At 72.1% G+C, this 20,594-nt stretch carries 15 protein-coding genes, 1 tRNA gene and 2 pseudogenes; 8 read left to right on the top strand and 10 right to left on the bottom strand.

Annotated features, from left to right (window positions below; translation table 11 throughout):
- Positions 1-18: 18 nt before the first annotated feature.
- Together ACFWTE_RS19015 and ACFWTE_RS19010 are read right to left on the bottom strand one after the other, a co-directional pair.
- Positions 19-2,187, bottom strand: coding sequence for a sensor histidine kinase (locus ACFWTE_RS19015; protein WP_378780868.1), 2,169 nt, complete (start codon positions 2,185-2,187; stop codon positions 19-21).
- Positions 2,168-2,875: a response regulator transcription factor gene (locus tag ACFWTE_RS19010; RefSeq protein WP_378780867.1), complete on the bottom strand. Its 708-nt coding sequence runs from the start codon at positions 2,873-2,875 to the stop codon at positions 2,168-2,170. The genes ACFWTE_RS19015 and ACFWTE_RS19010 overlap by 20 nt, the downstream gene beginning before the upstream one ends.
- A gap of 219 nt (positions 2,876-3,094) precedes the next feature.
- Between ACFWTE_RS19010 and ACFWTE_RS19005 the strand changes: the two genes are divergently transcribed.
- The 4 genes from ACFWTE_RS19005 (at position 3,095) to ACFWTE_RS18990 (ending at position 4,881) form a co-directional block, all read left to right on the top strand.
- Positions 3,095-3,865: a L,D-transpeptidase gene (locus tag ACFWTE_RS19005; protein WP_378780866.1), complete on the top strand. Its 771-nt coding sequence runs from the start codon at positions 3,095-3,097 to the stop codon at positions 3,863-3,865.
- 65 nt (positions 3,866-3,930) lie between these two features.
- Positions 3,931-4,254, top strand: coding sequence for a hypothetical protein (locus ACFWTE_RS19000; RefSeq protein ID WP_378780865.1), 324 nt, complete (start codon positions 3,931-3,933; stop codon positions 4,252-4,254).
- 239 nt (positions 4,255-4,493) lie between these two features.
- Positions 4,494-4,582, top strand: a tRNA-Ser gene (locus tag ACFWTE_RS18995).
- 152 nt (positions 4,583-4,734) lie between these two features.
- The gene (locus ACFWTE_RS18990) at positions 4,735-4,881 is read left to right on the top strand and encodes a hypothetical protein (protein WP_378780864.1); all 147 of its coding nucleotides are present in this window, start codon (positions 4,735-4,737) and stop codon (positions 4,879-4,881) included.
- Positions 4,882-4,971: 90 nt separating this feature from the next.
- Here the strand turns inward: ACFWTE_RS18990 and ACFWTE_RS18985 are convergent, their stop codons facing one another.
- Together ACFWTE_RS18985 and ACFWTE_RS18980 are read right to left on the bottom strand one after the other, a co-directional pair.
- Positions 4,972-6,141 carry a transposase gene (locus ACFWTE_RS18985; RefSeq protein ID WP_378780863.1) on the bottom strand — a complete coding sequence of 390 codons (1,170 nt, stop codon included), beginning with the start codon at positions 6,139-6,141 and terminating at the stop codon, positions 4,972-4,974.
- A gap of 264 nt (positions 6,142-6,405) precedes the next feature.
- Positions 6,406-8,007, bottom strand: coding sequence for an MFS transporter (locus ACFWTE_RS18980; RefSeq protein WP_378780861.1), 1,602 nt, complete (start codon positions 8,005-8,007; stop codon positions 6,406-6,408).
- A 118-nt stretch (positions 8,008-8,125) separates the two neighbouring features.
- Between ACFWTE_RS18980 and ACFWTE_RS18975 the strand changes: the two genes are divergently transcribed.
- Positions 8,126-10,876, top strand: coding sequence for a BTAD domain-containing putative transcriptional regulator (locus ACFWTE_RS18975; RefSeq protein ID WP_378780859.1), 2,751 nt, complete (start codon positions 8,126-8,128; stop codon positions 10,874-10,876).
- 17 nt (positions 10,877-10,893) lie between these two features.
- Here ACFWTE_RS18975 and ACFWTE_RS18970 read toward each other — a convergent pair whose 3' ends face one another.
- Positions 10,894-11,514 (bottom strand): hypothetical protein, encoded by a 621-nt coding sequence (locus ACFWTE_RS18970; protein ID WP_378780858.1) that lies wholly within the window; start codon positions 11,512-11,514, stop codon positions 10,894-10,896.
- A gap of 138 nt (positions 11,515-11,652) precedes the next feature.
- Positions 11,653-12,279 carry a hypothetical protein gene (locus ACFWTE_RS18965; RefSeq protein ID WP_378780856.1) on the bottom strand — a complete coding sequence of 209 codons (627 nt, stop codon included), beginning with the start codon at positions 12,277-12,279 and terminating at the stop codon, positions 11,653-11,655.
- Positions 12,280-13,076: 797 nt separating this feature from the next.
- On the opposite strand from ACFWTE_RS18965, the gene ACFWTE_RS18960 reads away from it, so the two are divergent.
- The 3 genes from ACFWTE_RS18960 (at position 13,077) to ACFWTE_RS18950 (ending at position 16,643) form a co-directional block, all read left to right on the top strand.
- On the top strand, positions 13,077-13,268 hold the full coding sequence (locus ACFWTE_RS18960; RefSeq protein ID WP_378780855.1) for a hypothetical protein: 192 nt from the start codon (positions 13,077-13,079) through the stop codon (positions 13,266-13,268).
- A 181-nt stretch (positions 13,269-13,449) separates the two neighbouring features.
- Positions 13,450-14,199, top strand: a complete 750-nt coding sequence (locus ACFWTE_RS18955) for an ABC transporter ATP-binding protein (RefSeq protein WP_378780854.1) — start codon at positions 13,450-13,452, stop codon at positions 14,197-14,199.
- The gene (locus ACFWTE_RS18950) at positions 14,199-16,643 is read left to right on the top strand and encodes an FtsX-like permease family protein (protein ID WP_378780853.1); all 2,445 of its coding nucleotides are present in this window, start codon (positions 14,199-14,201) and stop codon (positions 16,641-16,643) included. Before ACFWTE_RS18955 ends, ACFWTE_RS18950 begins: the two co-directional genes overlap by 1 nt.
- A gap of 30 nt (positions 16,644-16,673) precedes the next feature.
- Here ACFWTE_RS18950 and ACFWTE_RS18945 read toward each other — a convergent pair.
- The 4 genes and pseudogenes from ACFWTE_RS18945 to ACFWTE_RS18930 form a co-directional block, all read right to left on the bottom strand.
- Positions 16,674-17,318: pseudogene (locus ACFWTE_RS18945) on the bottom strand (response regulator); the annotation flags it as partial.
- Positions 17,319-17,335: 17 nt separating this feature from the next.
- Positions 17,336-18,751, bottom strand: coding sequence for a sensor histidine kinase (locus tag ACFWTE_RS18940; protein WP_378780852.1), 1,416 nt, complete (start codon positions 18,749-18,751; stop codon positions 17,336-17,338).
- Between the two features lie 242 nt (positions 18,752-18,993).
- Complete coding sequence (gene thpD, locus ACFWTE_RS18935; RefSeq protein WP_378780851.1) at positions 18,994-19,902, bottom strand: ectoine hydroxylase; 909 nt, start codon at positions 19,900-19,902, stop codon at positions 18,994-18,996.
- A 601-nt stretch (positions 19,903-20,503) separates the two neighbouring features.
- A pseudogene (locus ACFWTE_RS18930) lies at positions 20,504-20,594 on the bottom strand (SigE family RNA polymerase sigma factor); the annotation flags it as partial.

Below are 20,594 nucleotides of genomic sequence, written 5' to 3'. Positions count from 1 at the left end.
CCGGGACCGGGGACCGCCTCAGGCCACTGAGGGTCCCGGCGGTTCCGGCGGCCCCGAGAGCGGCAGCCGTACCGTGAACACGGTTCCCACGCTCCGCACGCTCTCCACCGACACCGAGCCCCCGTGCAGCTCCACCAGACCGCGCACGATGGCCAGCCCCAACCCGCTGCCGCCGGTCCGCCTGTTGCGCGACTTGTCGGCACGCCAGAACCGGTCGAACACGTGCGGGAGGTCGTCCCGGGCGATGCCGACCCCCGTGTCCTCCACCTCCACGACGACCTCGCCGCCGGTACCGCCGGGCGGCCCGTCCGTACCGTCGCCCGTCCCTCCGCGCGCGCCGCCCCCCACCGCACCCTCGCGGCGGACACGCACGGCGACCGTTCCCGGCGCGGGGGTGTGTCGCAGCGCGTTGCCCACCAGGTTTCCGACCATCTGGCGCAACCGCGTCCTGTCGACCACGGCCACCACGTCCTCGACCTCCGAGAGCACCCGCAGACCCGCCGTCTCCGCACGCAGCCGCTGACCGTCCACCACCTGCTCCACCAGGGCGCCCACGTCCACCGGCTCCGGAGACAGCCGAAGCTTCCCCGCGTCCGCCAACGCGAGGTCCTGGAGGTCGTCGATGATGTCCTGGAGCAGCAGGGTCTCGCCGACCAGCATCCCCATGCGCTCCCGGTCCAGGTCCGCGACCCCGTCCTGGGCGGCCTCCAACCAGCCCCGCAGGTTGCTCAACGGGGTCCGGAGCTCGTGGGAGACGTCACTGACCATCGCCTTCCTCTGGTCCTCCAGACGCGCCAGGTGCTCCGACATCTCGTTGAACGCGGCCGCCAGCTGCCCGATCTCCCCGGAGTCGCGCACCTCGACCCGTGCGGACCCCCGGCCGGCGCGCATGCGCCGGACCGCGTCGGTGAGAGCGCGGACCGGGCGGACGAGCCTGGTCGACACCGCCACGCTCACCACCACCGTCAGCACCAGCACCAGCAGCACCACACCGACGACGCGCAGGAGACCCTCCCGGGACAGCGACAGACCGGACTCCGGCTCCTCCGACGGGTCGTCGATGAACAGCAGCGCGGCCGGGGCCACGTAGGGGTCGAGCTGATCGCGGACCGCGGAGTCGAGGCAGGCGGAGATCCGTGCGTCGAACCTCGGAAGCGTGGGCGGCGCAGGCGGCTCGGACAGCTGCGGGTCCGCGGGGTCCGGGGCCGTCTCCGGGGGTGGGGCCGGGGTCGGGGACGGGGATCCCGGGTCGGCGGGGACACCCGGCAGAACCGGATCACCGCCTCCGTTCCAGCCCGCTCCGCTGCCCGCCTCGCTGCCCGTGGGCTCCTCGCTCGGTACCCCGGGCAGGCCTGTGCCCTCCTCGGACTCCTCGGGCCACTCCGCCTCCGGTCCCCACGGCGTGCGCGCCCCGTCCTCCTCCGGCATCCCCCACACCCTGACGGCCTCGGGTGCCCCGGTGGCGCCGTCCATCCGGAACTCGGCCTCGGGCAGCTCGTCGTCACCGAGGCCCAAACAGGCCAGGACCAGGCTGTTCAGCTCGGCCAGGGCCTCCTCCTCGTCAGCGGTCGGCTCGTCCAGCGCGTCGAGCCCGCAGTCGGCCCACACCGTGTCGTCCACGGGGTCCCCGACTACGGCGGGCCGCCCGCTCGGACCGACTTCCACCTCCACGGCCAGCAGGTACACCTCGTTCAGGCAGGCCACTCCGGTCTCTGCGACATCGAGCAGCCGCTCCCGGTCCTCCTGGGGCAGCGCGAACGGGCCGACCGCGCGCGGGTCGATACGCCCGGAGAGGTCGGAGGCCAGCGTGACGTCCACCGCCAGCGGGTCGACCACCGAGGACGTGCGGTGGGGGAGCGGCTGCTCCCCGCCCGCAGAGTCCGCCAGCAGGCCGTGGCTCTCGGTGGTCAGCGCGATCCGTCGCCCCGTCTCCTGCGCCAGCTCCTCCACCGTCGCCCCCACGCCGCCCCACTCGGGATGGGTGGCCGCGTACGCGACCAGGGAGTCGTGGATGCGGGTGTCCACAGCGAGGGTCTCCCCCTGCTGGACGTTGATCGACTCCGACGTCCCCTGCACCGCCAGCCACGCCGTCGCGGTGATCGAGCAGACCGCCACCAGCACCGAACTCGCCAGGAGCCGCGCCAGCAGGCTGTGCCGTAGGGCGCCCCTAACCCGGGGACGTGCCATGGCCCGTCCCGACGAGTTTGTAGCCGACGCCGTAGACAGTGACCAGCCGCACCGGCCTGCGCGGGTCCGGTTCCAGCTTCTTCCTCAGGTTCTTCACGTGGACGTCGATCGTGCGCTCGGTGATGAACCGGCTCATACCGTGGATGTACTCCAGCAGCTGGGCCCGGGTGAGGACCCGCCCCGGCTGGGCGGCGAGCGCGGCGAGCAGCTGGAACTCCGCGGGAGTGCACTCCACCGGGGCGCCGTCCACCCGCACGGCGTGCCGTGACGGGTCCACCGCGACCGGGCCCGCGCGCAGCACCCGGTCCCGGCCCTCGGAGTCCCTCCGCGACCGGCGCAACAGCGTGCGCACCCGCGCCATCAGCTCGCGCGGGCTGTACGGCTTGGTCACGTAGTCGTCCGCGCCCAGGTCGAGGCCGGTCAGCAGGTCCTCCTCGGTGGAGCGCGCGGTGAGCATCAGGACCGCGACGTCCGACTCGGCCCGGAGCGTCCGGCACGCCTCAAGACCGCTCATGACCGGCATCATCACGTCCAGGACGACCAGGTCGGGCCGTTCGCGGTGGTGCTCCTCGACCACCGCGCGGCCGTCGTGCACGACGCGGACGAAGTGCCCCTCGTGCTCCAGGTAACGCCGGATCAGGTCGGCCTGGTTCACGTCGTCCTCGGCGACCAGCACATGCGCGCACACGGCGACCTCCGCTCGACTCGGTTGGCGGCCGGGCCCCGGGCCCCGCCGCGGCTCGATCGTACGTGCCTCCCCACCGGGCCCGGACCGGCGTTTTCGGGCTGCTCCAGGTCACCACACGGAAGACACACGACGGGCACACGGGTTCTTCACATTCGTTCGCCAGTGTTCGGACTCGTCCGGCACGAAACGGTCCGCCGGACGCCTCCCGAACGAAGCCGGATGGATTCCATGCGTCGATCCACGCCGCCCCGACGAACCGTCGGAGCCCTGCCGTCACTCGCGGCCACCGCGGCCCTGGCCGCGCTCACGGCCTGCTCGTCGGTCCCCGGGGCCGAGGACACCCCGGAGTCCGGGGAACCGGCCGCCGGGACGACCGGGGCCGCTGAGACCGAGGGGACGGAGATCGCCACGGTCATCGGTGACGCGATCGACGTCCACGCCGGGAAGGGGGACGACGAGGTGTCGCAGACCCTCACAAGCCCGAACGACTTCGGGGTGGACCGCGCGCTCCTCGTCGAACAGAACGAGGGCGAGTGGCTGGAGGTGCTCCTCCCGGTGCGGCCCAACGGGACCACCGGCTGGATCAGGAGCGACGAGGTGGAGCTGTCCACCACCGGGTTCCGTGTCGAGATCGACACGCAAGCCTTCGAGTTCACCGTCTACGACGGAGAGGAGGAGATACGCGCCGGGGTGATCGGCACGGGGGAGAGCGAGACCCCCACCCCGCCCGGCCGCTACTACTTCACCGAGCTGCTCAGGCCCCCGGACCCCGACGGGGACTACGGGGTCTACGCCTTCGGGCTGAGCGGCTTCTCCGAGACGCTGGAGACCTTCGCGGGCGGCCCCGGCCAGCTCGCCGTGCACGGCACCAACGACGAGGAAGCCCTGGGAAGCCAGGTCAGCCACGGGTGCATCAGGGTCTCCAACGACGACATCACGTGGATGGCGGAGAGCCTGCCGATCGGCACACCGGTCGAGATCTCCGGCTGACCCGGGCCCCGAACCGCCACGCGGGGCGGCACCCCGCGCACACCAACCGACACGAAGGACCCACCATGCGCCTGAAGACCTACCTGCTCGCCGCCGGCGTCACGGCATTCGCCCTGTTCGGCGCCTCCCCGGCTTTCGCCGCCGACGACCCCGCAGAGCCGCCCCTTCCGGCAGACTGCGTCGCGGCGCCCCCCGAGGAAACCGCGGACAGTGTCGCCCCCGAGCCGACCGAATCCGCAGAGGACAGCGTCTCCGCCGACCCGACCAATTCCGCTGAGGGCATCCCGTGTGAGGAGAGCGGCTCCCTTGAGCCGAACCCCAGCCCGGAGCCGGGCGCCGGAGCCCCTCCGGCCCCCGCAGTGGAGCGGGATCCGAACTACACCGGCTGATCCCCGTGAGGGCCGTGGGGCGACCGCCCCACGGCCCCGTGACCGCGCGGACGGGGCCCGTCGCACACTCGGCGGGCCCTGCCCCGACCGGGGCGGACGGGGGCGCGTCGCGCGGCGGCGCCACCGCCCCGACCGCCGTTGCGCGCGGTCACGCTGCCCTCCGGGGCCCGTGGTCCGGAGGGTCCCCGGGCGTTCGTTTTGCGCAACGGTCCGTGGTGTCTGTAGTCTTGTCCCAGCCAGGAGGATTCGCCTAGTCAGGTCTATGGCGCCGCACTGCTAATGCGGTTAGGTGGCAACGCCTTCCGGGGTTCAAATCCCCGATCCTCCGCGCTCCGACCTGGGGCCCTCGCACAGCGAGGGCCCCAGGTCTTCTCATGTTCAGGGGCTTGCCGGCACAGGATCCGTGTCAGGCACGCACGTCAGCCGCCCACAGCCCCCGCCCCTGGCCGCCGAACTGCGAGGACGAGCCCTCGGGGCAGTTTGAGGCCGAGGGTCGCCGCCATCTCCGAGACGCTGGGGCACAGCAGCTGTTCCTTCACCGCTGACGTCTACACGAACGCGATGCCCTACAACGACCGCCAGGCCGCCGAGGCGATCTTCGCCCTCCTCGGCCACCCTCCTGACTGAACTCCGATGGGCAGCAGCGCTCAGTAGGCGCGTACTTCCGTCCAGACGCACGTGTGGGGCGGTCGCCAGCGATTTTCGTTGAGGGGTGGCTCAGCTGAGGGAAGAGACCCGGTCTGCCAGGGCGAGGCCAGCCGGGTTGGATCCCAGATCGGCCACGAGAGAGTGGAGCCGTTGCCGTGTGGTGGCTCGTAGCGACCCGGCAGGAACAGCGTCGAGCACACTCTCACCCAACGAAGCCGCGTCGTGTCTGTGGTGCTGCGCGGCCAGGGCCCGCGCACGCACGGTCACGGCCGCCGCCCACCCGGGCGATCCCGAGCGTTTGAGGGTCGCTGACGTTTGAGCGTGATCGACTGCCTTGACCGGGTTGAGTGAGACGAGTGCTTCGGCCAGGTGCAGCTCGAACTCGGCTCGGTCGAACCCGAACCGGCCGGGAACATCCTCCGCCCGGTCCATCTCACGCTGCGCCTGGGCGGTGTGCGCGAAGAGCTCATCGGTGTAGCCAAGGGCAGCAAGGGGGCGCAGCCGGCACCAGGTGTTGATCTGCGCCGAGCGTAGCGGTGTGCTCGCCAGATGTGCGGCCTGCTCGGCCAGTTCAAGAGCTTCGACCGGACGGTGTTGGGCCATCACGACCATGGACTGGGCGCCCAGGGCCCATGTGGTCAGGGCGGGATCACCAACGTGCTCACCCACGCGGGCAGCGGTACCCAGGTGGATCAGGGCACCGGTGGGGTCCTGGGTGTGGTGGGCCAGGTTGCCCAAGAGGGCGGACATCCATCCGAGCACTCGTTGGATGTCGGTGTCGGTGCTGCCCATCAGCAGGGTTCGGCAACGGGAGACTTCGGCCGCGAGTACCTGTGGTGGAAAGTCGCTGTAGCGCTGCTCGTAGAAGTTCAGCGCGTGTTGGGCGAGGTCCCCGGTGGTGTCCTGGCCGTGCAGGGTGATGCTGTCGGCGATGGCCGTCAGCTCGGGGTACTCGGGGGGCATGTGGTGCTCCTGTCGCGGCTGCGGTATGGGGTGACCGTACCAACCGCGGCCTTGCGTGGGCAGGCGTTGGGCCTGGTCGGTGGTGGTGCCGGGACGGTCTCCGGCATCCACCTCGGCCTGGGTGACCCAGTTGCGCAGGGTCTCGCGGTTGATGCCCAACTGGTCGGCGATACGGGCGATGGCGCCGCTGCGGCTGGCCGGGTTCCGGCGAGCGTCCACGGCCATGCGGATAGCGCGTTGCCGCAGCTCATCGGGGTATTTCCTCGGTGCTGGCATGTCTGGCATCCTTCCCAGGTTTGAGAGCCTCCATCACACCCGGCACGAAACACGCTGCTGCCGTAACGAGCCCCCGCAACCGATGGTTGCGGGGGCTTCCTTGCGCCCGAGGAACAGATCTTTTCAGGGCGGGCCGGGGTTGAAGACGGCTCGATGACCTGCGACCCCCGGCGGCGTCCCCCCGTCCGCGGTGCCCTCCGTCACAGGCGCTCCGTGCGGTGGTACGGCCTCAGTCCAGCCGTGGCGGGAGCGAGGGCCGCGGCCTCATCGTGCGGAGTCGGCGGCGGTACGGCCCGCAGCGCAGGCGGCACCACCGGGGCCGGACCGGTCCTCCCCCGAGCCGTCCCCGGGGCCGGCGGCGTCCTCCGCGCCCACGTGCCGGAGCATCACCGCGGTCACCGCCGCAAGGACGAGGACGACCGCGGCGCCCGTCCAGCCCACCGTGTTCAGGCCGACGATGAACGCCTCCTGCGCCTGCCCGAACACCGGCGCGGGGATCTCCTCGGCGACGGAGGCGGCCCCGGAAAGGCTGTTCTCCACCGTCTGCGCCGTGTGCGCCGGGAGGGCGGCCAGCGCCTCCGTGTCCATCCTGCTGCTGTAGAGGGAGGCGGACAGGCTGCCCACCAGGGCGATACCTGCCGCCAGCCCGAGCTCCTGGACGGTCTCCGACATGGCCGACGCGGACCCGGCCTTCTCGGGGGGAGCCGCACCGACCACCAGGTCGGTGCCCAGAGCCGCGATCGCGCCGAGCCCCAGGTACACCAGCGAGAAGGCCCCGACCACCAGGTACAGGCCGCCGGACGGGCCCACGAGGCCCAACAGCGCATAGCCCGCGGAGGAGAGCCCCAACACCCCCGCCACCACGTACCCCGGGCGGACGCGCCGGGCCAGGACCGGAGCGAGGATCGACGAGAGCATCATCATCAGCGCGGGAGGCCCGTACCACAGGCCGGCCACCAAGGGAGGGAGCTGCTCGACGAGCTGTAGGTACTGGGTGGTCAGGAGCATGGTTCCGCCGACGCCCACCAGGCCGACGAGCATCATCCCCAGGGAGACGCTGAAGGCGCGGTTCCCGAAGAGGGTCACGTCGAGGAGCGGGCTCTGGAGGTGGAGTTGGCGGCGGACGAAGACCACCGCGAAGACCGCGCCGGCCGCTGCCGCGGTGAGCACCGGCAGACTCGGCCCCTCCTTGGCGAACTCCTTGACCGCGTAGACGACCGGCAGGATGGCCAGCAGTGACAGAAGCACGCTGAGCAGGTCGAAGCGGCCACTGCGCGGGGCGCGGTACTCGGGCAGCAGGACCGGCGCCAGCACGAGCATCAGGCCGATCACCGGGACCGCCAGCAGGAAAGCCGCACCCCACCAGAAGTACTGGAGGAGCACACCGCCGACCAGCGGCCCGGCCGCCATGCCGCCGGCGAAGAACGTGGCCCACAGGCCGATCGCCAGCGCCCGCTGACGGGAGTCGTGGAACATGTTGCTGATCAGCGCGAGCGTGGAGGGCATCAGCGTGGCCCCGGCCACGCCCAGCGCGGCGCGGGAGGCGATGAGCACCTCGGGTGTGGGCGCGTAGGCGGCCGCGAACGAGGCGGCGACGAAGGCGACCCCACCGATCATCAGGAGTCGGCGGCGGCCGATCCGGTCCCCGAGGGTGCCCATCGAGATGAGGAACCCGGCGACCAGGAAGCCGTAGGCGTCCACGATCCACAGCTCCTGGGTGCCGCTGGGGCTCAGGTCCACGGCGAGGGAAGGCAAGGCCAGGTGCAGGACGGTGAGGTCCAGACCCAGGAGAACGGTGGGCAGGGCCAGCACGGCCAACCCGGCCCACTCCACCGGGCCTGCCCTGCCACTGCTGGGGCGTGTCATGTCACGGCTCCTCTCGTCATCGGAACGGTTCCAGCCTCCGGGGGGCCGCGCACGTCGCGCGCACGTCGCGCGCACGCGGCGCGCACGGGGGTCTGAGGGCGACTTGTATGCTGACGCCATGCGTTTTGGGGTGCTCGGTTCGCTCACGGTGCGGGACTCCAACGGCGACCAGGTCCCGATCACCGAAACGAAGGTCCTGAGGGTCCTGGCCAACCTGCTGGTGCACCACGGCCGTCCCGTCTCCGCGGACCAGCTCATCGAGGACCTGTGGGAGGGGCTCCCGCCCAGCCGTCCCCTGAACACCCTGCAGACCAAGATCTCCCAGCTGCGCAGGGCCCTGGGAGCCGAACGCGTGCTCCGCTCCCCGGCCGGCTACCGGGTCTGCGTCGAGGAGGGCGAGCTCGACTCCGCCCGGTTCCGGCGGGCCGTCGAGGAGGCGGACCGGATCGACGACCCCGGCGCCCGCGCGCGGCTGCTCGCCGAGGCGCTGGGCCTGTGGAGGGGGCCGGCCTTCGCTGACTTCGCCGACGAGCCGTTCGTCCGCGCCGAGGCCGCCTGTCTGGAGGAACTGAGGGTCGGGGCCGCGGAGCGCCTGGCCGAGACGCGCATCGAAACCGGCGAAGGGGCCGGGGCGGTCGCCGGGCTGCGGGAGCTGGTGGAGGAGTACCCCCTGCGGGAGCGGCTCCACGGCCTGTACATGCTGGCCCTGTTCCGGGCCGGGAGGCAGGGGGAGGCCCTGCGGGTCTTCCACGACCTGCGCACCAGGCTCCGCGACCAGCTGGGGGTCGACCCCGACCCGGCGGTCAGCGGGCTGTACACCTCGATCCTGCGCCAGGAACCGGAGGCGACCGTGCTCCCGCGCATCGCGGACCGCCCTCGCAGCAACCTGCCCAGTCCGCCAACGGCGCTCATCGGCCGTGAGTCCGAGAGCGCGCACGTTCGCGAGGTGCTCTCCGCCCCCCACGGCGACCGCCTGCTGACCCTGACCGGCCCGGGGGGCGTGGGCAAGACCCGCCTGGCGATCGCCGTCGCGAGGTCGCTGGCCGAGGGCTTCCCCGACGGCGCGTGGATCGTGGAGCTGGCCGGGGTGGACCGCGGTGCGACGGCCGCCGACCTCACCGAGCGCGTCATCACGACGCTGGGGCTGTGCGAAGGAGTCACGGACCCCGCCTTCGACCTGGTGGAGTGGCTCCGCGGGGCCCTGGAGGGTCGGAGGACACTCGTCGTCCTGGACAACTGCGAGCACGTGGTGGCGCAGGTCGCGGAGCTGGTGGGGACGCTGCTGGCCGTCGACGGGGTGCGCATCGTGGTGACCACGCAGGAGGCGCTCGACGTGCCCGGGGAGACCGTCTTCCCGCTGGCGCCGCTGACGCTACCCGAGCGCGTCCGCGATCCGCAGGAGATGATCGCCTCCTCCAGCGCGGTGCGGCTCTTCGTCGAACGGGCCCGGGCAGCGTCGCCCGGATTCGCGCTGACGGCGGAGAACGCCCCCGTCGTCGCCGCCATCTGCCGCCGCCTGGACGGCATCCCCCTCGCCGTCGAGCTGGTCGCGGCCCGGCTGCGCGCGCTCACGACCGAGCAGATCGCCGCCGGTCTGGACGACCGCTTCGCCCTGCCGACCGGGCCGGGACGCGGTCGGCCCACCCGGCAGCAGACCCTGCGGTCGATGATCGACTGGAGCTGGCACCTGCTGGCCGACGGAGAGCGCGGGGTCCTGCGCAGATTGGCGGTGCACCGCGACGGATGCACGCTTGAGGGGGCACGGGCCGTCTGCGCTGACGGGCACGACGTGCTCGACGTGTTGTCGCGCCTGGTCGACCGGTCCCTCGTGGTGCGCGAGGGTGAGCGGTACCGGCTGCTGGAGTCGGTCGCGGCGTACTGCGTCGAACGGCTGGCGGAGTCCGACGAGTTGGAGGACGCACGCCGCAGGTTCATCGCCTTCCACGTTCGGGAGGCCGAACGCAGGGACCCGCTTTTGAGGGGCGCCCGGCAGCGGCGGGCCCTGGAGTGGTTCGACGCCGAGACGGTCAACCTGCGCCACGCGCTGGAGTTGGCCGTGCGTGGCAAGGACGCCGACGCGGCGCTGCGGCTGGTCGACGCGCTGGCGTGGTACTGGCGCCTGCGCAACCGGGTGGCCGAGGCGCAACGCTCCTTCGACGCCGCTCTGCGGATCCCGGGCGGGCCCCCGCACGCGCGGTGCGTCGCCGAGGGCTGGCTCGCGGCCTTCGAGGGGCGCCCGCCCCGCGAGGAAGGCCCCGTGGAGGCGGCGGCGTTGCGGCTGCTCTGGTTCGCGGGGTCGGTCCTCTACCGGGCGGGGGACCGGGAGACCGGGCGCGGCCTCGTCGAGAAGGCGCTGGCCCGTGCCGGAGAGACGGGTGACCGCTGGGTGGAGGCCGCGGCGTTGGCGGAGCGCGCCGGACACCGCCTCGACGACGGCGACGTGTCCGCCTCGCGTGCCGACGCCAGGCGCAGCTCCGGGACCTTCGTGGACCTGGCGGACCGCTGGGGGCTGCTGCGGGCGAACGCGTCGCTGGCCCGCGCTGCGGAGATCGGCCTCGACGACCTCGGTGTCACCGACCTGCTGGAGGAGGACCTGCGGGCCGCAGAGGAGCTGGGCCTGTGGGTCGACGTCATCGAGACGCTGTTCCGCCTGGGCCGCCTCGCGGCCGCGCGCGGCGAGCACTCCCGCGCGCGCCACCTCCACGAGCGGGCGCGACGGATCGCTACGGAGCGCTCCTACAGCTCCGGGGTGGTGGAGGCCGACGTCTGGCTGGACCGGACCGACGCAGCCCCGGCGGTCAGCCGCGCCGGGCACCCGCCGGACGCCTCCCTCCACAGCGGAGGGGCCGGCACCGCCTCGATGCGCTGATCGTGGAGGCCGGCGGCTCACTCCAGCGCTGTCACCGCGCGCTCGGCGATGGAGATGAGGAGTTCCTCGTCGCCGGTGAAGTCAGCGCTTCCGGTCCGGCTCTCCCAGCCCTCGTTCATCGAGACCTCGACCAGAACGCCCCCCACCCGCACCAGCACTTCGGCCGTGCTGCTCGACTCGTCAGAGCCCTCCCGGTGATGGGACACCACCGCCTCGTCCGCGATGTCGAGCTCGCGCGCCTCCTGGACCTCCACGGTCCAGTAATCGTCGTCGTTGCCCTCGACCAGGTCTGCCGACCGGCTCCCGTACTCGTCCTCGGCGGCCGACTCGTCGTGCTGCGGCTCACCCTCGGTGTCGAGGGGAAGCCTGTACCTGACGCTGAGGACCCCGACCGTTCCGTCCGAGAACTCGGCGTACCACGTGCACGAGACGGCCTCCTCGGCGAACGACGCGGACGGCAGGAGGGCGGAGACGGCTCCTAGCTGGGACCGTGACGCGGCCGAGCACGGGTCGGCGGGGAGCCCTTCGTGCTGCGGCTCGGGTCCGCCCCGGTCACCCCCGGTGGTGGCCATCACCGTCCCGGCGACCCCGGCCACCGCGGCGTAGGCCGCGAGCGTCGCCGCCGCGGTGATCGCCACGGTGCGACCGGTCGAGCCCCCGCGCGGAGGAGGCGGGGCCGGAGCCGCGGGAAACTGGGGGAAGCGCTGCGCTGGGCCGTTGTACACGGCGGGTCTCCTGTTCTTGACGTCGTCCACACGCTGCTCGAAGGAGGGGTGTCAGCCGAACGCGTCGGCGGCCACGTCGGCGAGCAGGGCCTCTGCCTCGTCCGCGTCGATGTCCCCGCTGTCGGTGGACGTCAGCGTGAAGGTGAACTGGCTGACGAGATCGCCCTCCCGGACGATGAGGTTCACGCGTTGGCTGACGGAGTCGGAATACCCGTAGTCGATATCGGTCACGACGACGACGCTCTCGTCCCCGAAGCCGAGGTCCTTCTCCTCCGTGTCGGCGACGTGCGTCTCCTCCGAGTCGTAGCCGAGTTCACCGGTCTCGTCGACGATCCTCCGATAGAGCCCGTCGGCGTCGCGGGGAACGGTTTCGTCGTCGATCTCCTCAAGCCTCTCCGCGTCCGCCCCGCCCATCGGCACGTGACGACTGAAGTACAGCGACGTCTCCTCGGTCTCGGCCAGGGAGGTCGTCCAGGTGCAACCGTTGGCGTAGGAGCTCGTGTACCAGGAGGAGAGCTCACCGTCCATCCCGTCGAGGGTCTCGTCCCCCAGGGTCGCGCAGGGGTCGGCCGGCAGTCCGTAGGCGGGGCGCAGCCCGGAGGGGGACGCGAAGGCGGCGAAGAGGACCCACGTGAGGAGCCCTGCCGCGGCCAGGGTCACCGCCGAGGTGATCGCCACGGTCAGCGCTGTGCGAGGCCGACGCGGGGGCGGCGGATACGGCACGGGGTGACCGGGGTGGGGAGTCCCGGGAGGGTGCGGGCCGGGAGTTCCGAGGGGCCCGGGAGGGTGCGGCCCGGGCTGGCGCGGGGGGAGGGGCTGTCCCATACGAGGGGGTCCGTCCGAGCGGTGGCCGACGACTGACGCCCCGCATCGTCCCATGGCAGTACGTGAGAAAGCACGGCACATCCCGGATATGGCCCATACCGGTCACCAGACGGGCACCGGTGTCCGTCTGGTGCGGGCGGACCGGGCAGGCATGGAGGTTGGTCCGGAAGCGGGACAAGGTGGACAAGGGCTCGGCGTGGGCGTCGCCACGGGCAGGACCCGTCACAGCGGCCGTCTCCGAGTGCTTCGTTCTGAGGCCGGTCCTCGTACGCACAGGGCGCCCCGTCCAAGGCACGGGGCGCGTCGGCCTCCCGGCCGCTCGAACGACGCGCCCTTGCGAGAAGTGGCGCGCGAGCCGCGAGCCCCCGTTCCCGGCCGGTCCACTTCGCCCGCCGATCGGATCCGCGCACTTCGGCCCGCCGCGTGCGGGCACGTTCGTCCGCAATCGCGCCCGCTCCTGCTGGGGGGTCCCACGCTCCTCGGGGAAGCCACGAGCCTGGCCCTACCGCGCCTGGCAGGGCACGCCATCAATACCCCCGCAGCCGGGGGAGGCCGTACCGCGGTCGGTCCTCTACCTGACCGCCCTCGTCCTCGGCAGCGCGATCCTCGGTGCCGTCAGGGTTCTTCTGTTCGAACGCACAGACCAAGGCGTGGTCCTCGGAGCGAGACGTGACCTGGTCGGTGGTGCCCAGACCTCACACGAGGGAGATTCAGTCGACCAGTTCGAACCCGGTGACCCGGTGTCCCGCCCGGCCCCCGACACCACGCTGCTCCGCGGCGCTGTCACCAACGGGCTGGTCACCATCGCCCCCAGCGGCGTCCCGTGGACCGACCCGACGTGACCGCGTGTTTCCGGCCGATCCTGTCGTACCGGGGCGGGGCGTTGCCACGCATCCGTCCGCCACTGTGATTCCGGGGCACCCCCGACGATCGTCAGGGGTGCCCCCCGTCGGTCGATACTTTCTGCGTGACGACGCCCTTCCCTAGCGTGGGCCCCGAGAGGCCCATCGAGGGAAAGGCGTCATGAACACACCGACAACCAGGCGGAAGGGCGCCGCTCTCGAAGCGGTCGACCTCGTCAAAAGGTTCGGCGAGGGCGAAACAGCGGTGACCGCTGTGGCCGGGGTGAACATCGGTTTCTCCCCTGGTGAGTTCGTCGCCGTCATGGGTCCTTCCGGTTCCGGGAAATCCACCCTGATGAATCTGTTGGCCGGGCTGGACACACCCACCTCCGGGCGTGTGATGGTCGAGGGCAAGGACCTCGCCGGCCTCGACGACCGACGGCTGACCCGGCTCCGGCGTGAGCGCATCGGTTTCGTCTTCCAGGCGTTCAACCTGATGCCGACCCTGACGGCGGAGCAGAACATCCTGCTACCGCTCAAGCTCTCCGGCCGCACCCCGGACCGGGCGTTCTTCGACGAGATCGTGGGCTCCCTGCGCATCCAGGACCGGCTCGCGCACCGCCCCTCCGAGATGTCAGGAGGCCAGCAGCAGCGCGTCGCGGTTGCCCGCGCCCTGCTGACCAAGCCAGCGGTGGTCTTCGCGGACGAGCCGACCGGTGCCCTCGACGTCTCCACCAGCCACGAACTCCTCGGCCGGCTGCGCGAGGCGAGCACCCGGCTCGGACAGACGATCGTCATGGTCACCCACGACCCGGTCGCGGCCACCTACGCCGACCGGGTGCTGCTGTTGTCCGACGGTGCTCTCCACGGCACCATCGAACGACCGACCACCAACGAGGTACTGGCCGCCATGGCCCGGGCGGAGGGCTGATGCTCGGCTACGCCTGGGCGCAGATCGTCGCCCACCCCGCCCGACTGGCCTCGGTCCTGTCGGCGATCGTGCTCGGCACGCTGTTCCTGGCGGCCACCGCCGTGTTCGCCGCGACCTCGTCCGCCGGCCTGCGCATCGTCGCCGCGGCCCCGCTGTCGGCCGCCGACGTGATCGTGGACCGCGATCCGGAGGCGGCCGATCCCGGTGCCGGGTGGCCCGCGCAGGTGGCCGAGCACCCCGACGTCACGGCCACGGCCCACATCCACGCGGGCACCGTCCAGCTCGTCACGGACGGCATCCGCGCCACCGCCAACCTCTACAGCATCTCCGGCCAGGACGAACTCCGGTGGTTCGAGCTGGCGGAGGGGGAGTGGCCCACGAACGCCGCCGAGATGGTGGCCGACGCGCCGACCCTCGACTCCGCGGGGCTCGCAGTGGGCGATACCGTGAGCCTCCTCGCAGGCGACGGCGAGGAGACCGACATGACCGTTGTCGGCGCGGCCGACATCGGATTCCAGCCGTTGACCGGAGTCCAGTACCAGTTCTACACGTCGGAGGACTTCTTCGCCGGGGAGAGCCCGCTGAGCGTCACGGCCGGCATCGCCGACGGGACTTCTCCGGAGGCGGTGGTCGAGAGCCTGGGGGCCGACCTGCCCGACGACCTCCACCCGATGACAGCGGAGGAACAGTCCCAGCTGGCGGCGGACCGGTTCGCGGGCGGTTCCCAGCAGCTGGAACTCATCCTGCTCGTGTTCGCCCTCATCGCCCTGCTCGCGGCCGCCCTGGTCATCGCCAACACGTTCACGATCCTGCTCTCCCAGCGGCGCCACGACACCGCGCTCCTCAGGCTGGTGGGCGCGGAGCGGTCCCAGGTGCGCAACCTGGTCCTCGCCGAGGCGCTGATCGTCGGCTCCGTCGGTTCGACGATCGGTGTGACCGCGGGCGTGGGCGCGGGGTACGCGGGCGCTTCGCTGATGGAACTGACGGGGGGCGGCCTGCACGTCGGTCTCCCGGCCCTGGCCGGGTCGTTCCTGACGGGTGTGGCCACCACCGTGTGCGCCGCGTGGCTCCCCGCCCGCAAGGCCGCGGGGACCGCGCCGGTCGAGGCACTGCGTTCGGCTCCGCTCCAGAGCGAGGTCCGCTTCGGACTCGTCCACACGGTGGGGCTCGGTGCGGCTGTGACCGGTGCGGCGGTGATGGTGTTCGGCACGCTGGCCGAGAACCTGCCCGTGGCCATCGCGGGCGGATTCGTGGGCGCCGTCGGCCTGCTCCTGGTCCTGCGCTACGTGATCTCCCGCCTCATCGGAGGGGCCGACCGCCTGCTGAGCCTCCGGGGAGGTGTCTCCGAGCTGGCGGGGGCCAATCTCCGGCGCAACACGGGCAGGGCGGCCACGGCCACCCTCACCCTGGTGCTCGGGCTCGGGCTGATCGCGGCCCTGGCCACGGCCGCGAGCACAGGGCGGGCCACCATCGACGGCGATCTCGACGACCGGTTCCCCGTGGACGTGAGCGCGCGGGTGGACACCGGATCGGTGTCCGCGGCGACCGTGGACATGGTCCGCGACGTCGACGCACTGGTGCTGGTGGAGACGCCGCGCACCGAGCAGGCGACCGTCGGGGGTCTGGGCGAGACCACCCTGGTGGGGGTCTCCCCCGAGTTGGCGCGGGAGACCGGGGCCGAGGCACTGACCGGGACCGGCTCGGGTGCACCGGCCATGCTGGTGACCGCGGGCCAACTGGACGCCGTCGGGGTCGGAGCCGGGGAGGCGGTCGACCTCGACATCGACGGAGAGACCCACCGCTTCACCCTGTACGTGTCCACACTCGCCACGGCTTCCGGAGCCGCGAGCCCGGTGGTACGGGACGACGTTCTGGACTCCGTGGCTCCGGGCGACGACCGCGGCATGGTGTGGGGCCTGGCCGCCGAGGGCGCCGACAACGACGCCCTCGCCGAACGCATGAGCCTGGTCGCCGGCGCGGACCCCGGAATCACTCTGAACGGAGCCCTCAGCGAGCGGGGCGACCTCACCGACGTCCTCGACGTCCTCGTCAACCTGTCGCTGGCGATGCTCCTGGTCACGGTGGTCATCTCCAGTCTCGGAGTGGCGAACACCCTGAGCCTGTCCGTCCTGGAGAGGACGCGTGAACTGGCCCTGTTGCGGGCGCTGGGACTGACCAAGGGGGGACTGAGGAGCACACTCGCGGTGGAGGCCGTGGTCATCGCCGTCCTGGGCGCACTACTGGGGCTCGTGGTCGGCATCCCCTACGGGTTGGTCGGGGTGAACGCGATCATCGGTGGGACCGCCCCCCTCGTCGTCGCGGTCCCCTGGGCGGAGCTGTCACTCGTCCTCGCGGCCGCCGTGGTCATCGGGCTCGCTGCGACCCTGGTCCCCTCCCGGCGGGCGGCGCGGATCTCCCCGGCCGAAGGACTGGGCGTCGACTGACGGGTGCGGTGCCGCGGGCCCGCCCCTGCCGATCAGGTCCGCCTCGTGCGCCAGCACGGCCGCCTCGACACGGTTGCGGACCCCCAGGCGCTTGAGGATGGTGCTGACGTGACCCTTCACCGTGCCCTCCACGAGGAAGAGCCTGCGACCGATCTCCAGGTTGGACAGCCCCGCGCCGAGAAGGGCCAGGACCTCGCGTTCACGGCCGGTCAGAGCACCCATCCGTTCACCGGCCATGACGCGCTCGGCGGACCGGCCGCGTTCCAGTTCGGTGAGGACCCGCCGCGCCACCTTCGGGGAGAGGAAGGCCCCGCCCTCGGCCACGGCCCGCACCCCGAGTAGTAGTTCCCGGGGGTCGCCGGTCTTGAGGAGGAACCCGTCGGCGCCCCCGGAGAGGGCGCGGACCACGTACTCCTCCTCGCCGAAGGTGGTCAGGATGATCACCCCGGTGCCCGGCGACACGCGCCGGATCTCGGCCGCCGCGTCCAGCCCGTCCATCACCGGCATACGGATGTCGACCAGGACGACGTCCGGGCGGTACGCGCGCACCAGCTCGACACCCTCCCGGCCGTTGGCGGCCTCTGCCACCACCTCGATCCCCGGGTCGTTGGCGAGGATCGAACGCACGCCGGCGCGGATCATCGCCTCGTCGTCCACCAGCAGGACTCGCACCATGGTCGGCGGTACCCTCCTCACCACGTCACCACCTCGGCCGACACCAGGGTCCCGGAGTCGAAGCACAGCCGGTACCGATCGTGGTCACCGTCGAAGATCTGCGGGCTCGACCGGTAGAGGCCGCACTCCAGCCCCGGCCGTGTCCCGTTCTCCTCCCCGCCGTCAGAGGCCGCGTCCAACCGGTTCTCGGGCAGGACGGCCTCCACCTCGGCCCGGTCCTGGCCCGGGCGCAACCGCTCGAAGACCTCGGGCTCCAGCGTGGCGGTCGCGGCCTGGTGCGCCGTGAAGGCGAGAGCCAGCCCGTATCCCAGGAGAGCCGCTGCCACGGGGACACCCACGATCAGGCCTATCGCCCACGCGGTACGGCGGCGGGCGAGGCGGTGGGTGCTCAGCCCCGATGGTTCCGCGTGTTCGTCCTGCGCCTGCGCGGCCCCGGGGTGCGGTCGCCCCCGCAGCGGCACACGGGCCGACACGGCCCATCCTGGCCCCTCGGGCCCCGCGTGGAACGTCCCACCGACCAGCCTGACGCGTTCGCGAAGACTCGCGAGCCCGGTTCCGCCACTCACCCCGTGGGCTCGCGGGAACCCCTTCCCGGGCGCGGATCCGACGACCCGGACCAGGACCTCCCCGGCCTCCGTCCCGACCGTGACCCGCACGACCGCGCCCGGAGCGTGCCGGGCGGCGTTGGTCAGGGACTCCTGGACCACCCGGTACACGGCCCGGTCCACGAGCACGGGCAGCCCACGCGTGTCACCCTCCTGGCTCAGAACCACCTCCATCCCGGACGACCTGGAGCGCTCCACCAGGGCGGTGAGGCTGTCGTCCGCCGGACCCAGAGGTGCGGTCTCGCCGTCGACCCTCAGCACACCGAGCGCCTCCGCCAGCCGGTCGGCCGCACGTGCCGCCGCCTCGCGCAGTTCGGCGGCCTCGGAACGCCGCCGCTCGGACAGGTCCCCCGCCATCTCCAGGGCACCGGCGCGCAGCGACAGCAGGCTGAGCTCGTGGCCCACGGCGTCATGGAGGTCACCCGCGATACGGGAGCGCTCGCGCAGGCGGACCCTTTCGGCGACGAGTCTGGCCTCGCTCTCCAGGATCCGCGCCCGATCCCACCCCGCCTCCTCCAGAGCCGCGGCGTTGCGCAGGTACAGGCCCACCAACCAGGGCAGGGGCACGGCGAACAGCACCAGGGCACCCCCGGTGATCCACAGGCCCAGGGGCTGGCCGGACAACAGCAGCCATCCGGCGCCTCCCGCCACACCGGTCGCGTACACGGCGACCGCGGGACGCGGATCCGATGACAGGCGTCCGGTGAGCAGGGCGGGGAACGGGAGGAGGAGGAACAGCAGGGGCCACACAAGAGCCGACAGAGCCACGAGGACCGAGCAGGCCAGGGCGGCGAGACCGGGTGGGATCGTGGCCGGGAAGGTGCGCATAACTCGGAAAGTAACGCCCGTCGGCGGTCCCGTCATCTGACGAAAGTCAGGGTGGGGGCCGCGCGGGCCCGGTCACGGATCCCGGCGCGGACTCCCTCCGGGGTGTCGCGGGGGTCGGCGACCGCCGCGGCCCCGTCCATGCGGAGATCACGGAGGGGTTCCCCGTGACCAAGACCGTCCGGCCCGCTCTTCGGCGGGCCGGACGCAGGCGCGCACGGTCACCCGTGGGCCTGACTCCCCTGTCAGGGCCGCAGCGGCGTGAAGTCGCGCGACGCGACGAATCCGGGCCGGCGCTCCCGCGCGGAGAACGGCTCGACCAGAGCGTTGTCCACGCTGTTGAACACGACGAAGATGTTCGAACGCGGGTACGGCGTGATGTTGTTGCCCGACCCGTGCATGCTGTTGCAGTCGAACCACAGCGCCGAACCGCTCGAACCGGTGAACTGCTCGATCCCGTGGCGGCGCGCCAGTTCGGCGATGTCCTCCTCCTGCGGGACGCCGACCTTCTGGGCCTTCAACGAGGACCTGTAGTTGTCGTCCGGCGTACGGCCCAGACACGGGACGAACGTCCTGTGCGCGCCGGGCATGAGCATGAGCCCGCCGTTGAAGGCGTGGTTGTCGGTCAGGCCGATGGACAGGCTGACGGCCGACATGTCGGCCATTCCGTCCTCGGCGTGCCACGTCTCGAAGTCCGAGTGCCAGTAGAACCCGTTACCCCGGAAACCCGGCATGAAGTTGACCCGGCTCTGGTGGACGTAGACCTCCGACCCGAGGATCTGCCGTGCCCTGTCCAGCACACGGGGCTCCCGGATCAGCCGAGCGATCCGGTCGCTGATCAGGTGGGCGTCGAAGATCGAGCGGACCTCGTCGGAGTCCGGCTCGATGATCGTGCGCTCGTCGGAGCGGAGCGCGGGGTCGTCCGTCATCGCCCGGAGTTCGTCCAGGCAGCCCGCGACCTCCTGGTCGGACAGCAGGTCCCGTTGGATGTGGAACCCGTCGCGGGCGTGGTCGGCGAGTTCGTCGGCGGAGGCAGGTCCTTCCTGCACCCCTGGCCGGACGGCCGGTTCGTCGCGGACGATCCATGCCCGGCCGGAGCCGGAACCCACGCGTGTCGGATATCGATCTTGGATGTGGACGTCTACCAGGGTCATGGGACGCCTCTCCTTTCTCGGTGTCCGTCGTTTCCCTCGTCGGTCGGCGGCTGCGGACCGGGGCGCCGCCTGTCCGTGCCACGACCTCCGGTGCGTGCGGAACCGTGTTCCTTCGCGGTCGGCCGGAGCCGTCGTGGGCGCGCTGCGGCGGTGCCACGGGACGGCCGGCACGACGCGGTTCCGCGTCGGGCGCCGACCTGTGGCGGTGCCGTCGGCATCGTCGGCTCCGATCGGAGCCGACGGTGTGCGGTCCTGCCTCGTCGACGCCCTGGACGGGAACCGGGCCACGCGGTCGCATGCCGCTGGTCCGCAGTTCCACCTACCGGACCAGGACATTCCCGCCGAGAACTTCGATAATCATGCCCGAGGGCGGCTGTCGCGCCACGGAGGGTGACCGGTCGCGTCCGCTCCGGGCGGGGGCGTCGCGTCAGCAGGCGGTTCCGTCGGGGGGCACCGGGCCGCGCGCCGACGTGCGGCGGCCGAGATCGTCGCCGCCCAGGGTCGGGATCCGTCCGCCCCGTGGTCCGTGGACGCGCACGAGAGGCGTGCGAGGGCACGCGCGACGGGCCGGCGCGGACACCGCGCCGGTCGGGAGAAGGGTTCAGCCGGTGGTGCGCTCGATGATGAGGTCGGCGTCGCGGCGCAGCTTGTCCACGGCGCGGGACAGCGTGCTCTTCACGGTCCCGAGGGTC

The organism is Nocardiopsis sp. NPDC058631 (assembly GCF_042716955.1).
In the GTDB taxonomy this organism is placed as follows: Bacteria; Actinomycetota; Actinomycetes; order Streptosporangiales; family Streptosporangiaceae; genus Nocardiopsis.
The sequence above is the reverse complement of the archived record's forward strand: the minus strand, read 5'-3'. Positions and strand labels throughout refer to the sequence as shown.